Raw genomic sequence first — 3,062 nt, 5'->3', positions numbered from 1 at the left:
GGGTGACACAGACGCGATGACGGCTGCGCTCGTGCGTGGCTTGATGTTGCAGAGACAAAAGGCTTGGGTTTCGTTGTAAGCGGGTCTGCTTCGTCGACAATTTTCGAGACGTTGACAGCCGAGACTTGCGAACAGAGAGCGACAACGATCGCGAGCAAAAACGGGACCCGTCATTTTCTGCCAGGACCAGGCGTGGCATTACCCCTCCCCCTACCCCCTCCCGCAAGGGGAGGGGGCGAGAATATTTCACTCCTGTTCGTGCAGCCCGCTTTCCGTTGCCAAGCTCTGCCCCGCCGGGCGAGCATGGCGGCGGGGACCGGGTGGTCGGGTTCGGCGACGGAAATCAGGGGAACTCGCATGCTCAAAGGCGTCCGACCGGTGATGCAGGTGCTGCTGGCGGTCGCCTTCATGGAGGCCGGCCTCGGTGTCCTGTCGCCCCTCATCAGCCTCGATCTGGCCCAGAAGAACGTCTCGACCAGCCTCATCGGTCTCGTCACCTCCGGCTACTTCACCGGATTCCTGCTGGGCACGCTGAGCTGCCATTGGGTCATCGACCGCGTCGGGCATATCCGCGCCTTCGCGGTCTTCGCGGCCGTCGCCGGCAACGCCACGCTGGGCCATATCATCTTCGATCAGACCTATGCCTGGATCGCGCTGCGGGCTCTCCTTGGTTATGCCTTTGCCGGCCAGTTCGTGGTGATCGAAAGCTGGCTCAACGACAAGGCGACCGACGACAATCGCGGCCGGATCTTTTCCTATTACATGGCGGTCTCATGGGCCGCGAGCGGCGTCAGCCCCCTCGCCCTCAATTTCCACGACCAGATCGGCTCGGTCGTCCTGTTCTGCATCATCGCCATGCTGTTCGGCACGGCCCTGATCCCGATGGCGCTCACCCGCGTCGGCAATCCCGAGATCGGCGACCGTGAGCATTTCGGCATCCGCAAGCTCTTGAGCATCTCGCCCACCGGTGTCGTGGTCTGTTTCGGTTCCGGCCTGCTCAATTCCGCCTATTACGGTCTCTTGCCCGCCTATGCCGAACGCGTCGGCTTGAGCACGGGCGAGCTTGCCATCCTCTTCAGCGCCTCCACCATCGCCGGCCTCATCATCCAGTTTCCGATCGGATTCCTCTCCGATCATTTCGGCCGACGGCCGTTGATGCTGGTGTCGCTGATCTCGGCCGCGGCCCTCGCGGCGCTGGTCGCTTCGCTCGACACGCCCGCCTTCCTCACGCTCCTGGTCGTCCTGTTCCTGCTGGATGGCGCCATCGCGCCGCTCTACGCCCTGGGCGTGGGCCAGACCAACGATTACACCGCCAAGCAGGATTTCGTCGCCGCCAGCGCCGGCCTGCTCTTCGCCTGGGGCCTCGGCTCCGCGATCGGCCCCACGGTCGCGGGCTTCGTCATGGGCTGGCTCGGACCATTCGGCCTGTTCTGGTTCATGGTCGGCGGACTTTCTCTGATTGCCACTTTCGTCACGCTGCGTATTCTGGTGCGGCGTGCGCTTTCTGCCCGCGAACAGAGCAATTACGTTGCCGTCCCGATGACCGCCGGCACCTATGGTGCCCCGGAACTCGATCCGCGTGCCGAGCCTCAGCATCATCCGCAAAAAATTCCAGACATGTGACATGGTCCAACATATCAACAGCTACTATGCCCGTACGGCGACGCCCGGAATCGACTACCCCGCCCTTGCCGGCAAGATCGAGACCGACATCTGCATCGTCGGCGGCGGCCTGGCGGGTCTCTCCGCGGGCTTGAGCCTCGCCGAGCGCGGCCGTTCGGTCGTTGTCGTCGAAGCCAACAAGGTCGGATGGGGCGCGTCAGGCCGCAATGGCGGCTTCGTCAGCCCGGGCTTTTCCGGGGGCGCCGAGAATGTTCTCAAGACCAGCGGCCTCAAGGATGCGCGGGCCCTGTGGGATCTGAGCCGTGACGCCGTGAAGCTCATCCGGAGCCGCATCGATCGCTACGCCATTCCAGCCCAGCCGGTCGATTCCGGCATGGTCGGCGGCTGGTGGCGCGACGATCCGGCCGAGGCCAAGGCGGAAATGAAATTCATGGCCGAGAACTTCGGCGTCGAGCTGGAATGGTGGCCGAAGGAGAAGCTGCGCCAGTTCCTGATCACGGATCGTTATCACGGCGGCCTTTATCGCAAGGAAGGCTTCCATTTCCATCCGCTGAATTATGCGCGCGGTGTCGCCAGGACCCTCGCCGAGAAAGGCGGGAAGCTGTTCGAGCAGTCGCGCGTCACCAGCCTGGAGCTCAAGGGCGCCGCAAAGCGCGTGCGGACGGAGGCCGGCGAGGTCGCCGCCAAGACCGTGCTGATCTGCTGCGGCGGCTACATCCGCGATCTCGAACCGCGCCTGACGCGCGCGCTGAAGCCGGTCGCGACCTATGTGATGGTGACGGAGCCGCTGGGCGAGCGGCTCAAGACCGCCATCAACTGCAATCACGCGATCTACGATTCCCGGTTCGACTTCGACTATTACCGGCCGCTGCCCGACACGCGCATCCTCTGGGGCGGCGGGGTCACCATGTTCGGCGAGGACCCGCCGCGCCTGGCACGTTGGCTGCGCAAGCGCATGCTCGCGGTCTATCCGCAGCTGGCCGACGTCAAGGTCGAGCTCGCCTGGGGCGGCCTCATGGGCTATCCGGCTCACAAGATGCCGCAGCTCGGCGAGATCGAGACCAATGTCTGGTACTGCATGGGCTATGGCGGCCATGGCATGGGCACCACCGCCATGACCGGCGAGCTGGTGGCGAACGCCATCGTCGAGGGCGACAAGCGCTGGCAGCTCTTACGGCCCTATGGCCTGCAATGGACCGGCGGCTTCCCCGGCACGGTCTATGGCCAGCTCGTTTACTGGCAGGCGCAGTTCAAGGACTGGATCAGGGGCTGATCTGACCGGCGCAAATTGGCGATATGGCGCCGACAGGCAGGTCGCGATTTCCGTTATTGGAAGAAGAGCGGACCCAGCGTGGACCAGCCGCTGCGGCCGAGTTTGACCCAAAGCGGACACTCCGTGCGTGCCGCGCTTGCAGAGAAGTCAGCGCGCGCATTGCGCG

2 protein-coding genes are annotated in these 3,062 nt (G+C 64.4%); both read left to right on the top strand.

The window, feature by feature from the left end; all coding sequences use genetic code 11:
* The first annotated feature begins 357 nt into the window (after window positions 1-357).
* Window positions 358-1,623 carry an MFS transporter gene (locus tag ACREE8_RS11200; RefSeq protein ID WP_431573077.1) on the top strand — a complete coding sequence of 422 codons (1,266 nt, stop codon included), beginning with the start codon at window positions 358-360 and terminating at the stop codon, window positions 1,621-1,623.
* A 1-nt stretch (window position 1,624) separates the two neighbouring features.
* Window positions 1,625-2,896 carry an NAD(P)/FAD-dependent oxidoreductase gene (locus ACREE8_RS11195; RefSeq protein WP_431573076.1) on the top strand — a complete coding sequence of 424 codons (1,272 nt, stop codon included), beginning with the start codon at window positions 1,625-1,627 and terminating at the stop codon, window positions 2,894-2,896.
* Window positions 2,897-3,062: the final 166 nt, after the last annotated feature.

Source organism: Hypericibacter sp. (assembly GCF_050729195.1).
Lineage (GTDB): Bacteria > Pseudomonadota > Alphaproteobacteria > Dongiales > Dongiaceae > Hypericibacter.
The sequence above is the reverse complement of the archived record's forward strand: the minus strand, read 5'-3'. Positions and strand labels throughout refer to the sequence as shown.